The organism is Pantoea sp. JGM49 (assembly GCF_018257655.1).
Classification (GTDB): domain Bacteria; phylum Pseudomonadota; class Gammaproteobacteria; order Enterobacterales; family Enterobacteriaceae; genus Pantoea; species Pantoea communis.
Genome location: NZ_JAERJM010000048.1, coordinates 1 through 528, shown reverse-complemented (window position 1 = coordinate 528; position 528 = coordinate 1). Strand labels below are relative to the sequence as shown.

Below are 528 nucleotides of genomic sequence, written 5' to 3'. Positions count from 1 at the left end.
GCGTTATCCAGAAGAGTTTAAAATTGAAGCAGTCAAACAGGTTGTTGATCGTGGCCATTCTGTTTCCAGCGTTGCAACACGTCTCGATATCACTACCCACAGCCTTTACGCATGGATAAGGAAGTACGGTCCGGATTCTTCCACAGATAAAGAACAGTCAGATGCTCAGGCCGAGATCCGCCGTCTCCAGAAAGAACTGAAGCGGGTTACCGACGAACGGGACATATTAAAAAAAGCCGCGGCGTACTTCGCAAAGCTGTCCGACTGAGGTACGCCTTTATCCGTGACAACACCTGTTGCTGGCCTGTTCGCCTGCTCTGTCGGGTGCTGGATGTTCATCCCAGTGGTTTTTACGCCTGGCTTCAGCAGCCGCATTCACAACGCCATCAGGCAGACCTGAGACTGACAGGACAGATTAAACAGTTCTGGCTGGAATCGGGATGCGTCTATGGTTATCGCAAGATCCATCTGGATATGCGGGACAGCGGACAACAGTGCGGAGTCAACAGAGTCTGGCGACTGATGAAA

The 528-nt window shown here is 51.3% G+C and carries 1 pseudogene; it reads left to right on the top strand.

The window, feature by feature from the left end:
* A pseudogene (locus tag JK231_RS25395) lies at positions 1-528 on the top strand (transposase); the annotation flags it as partial.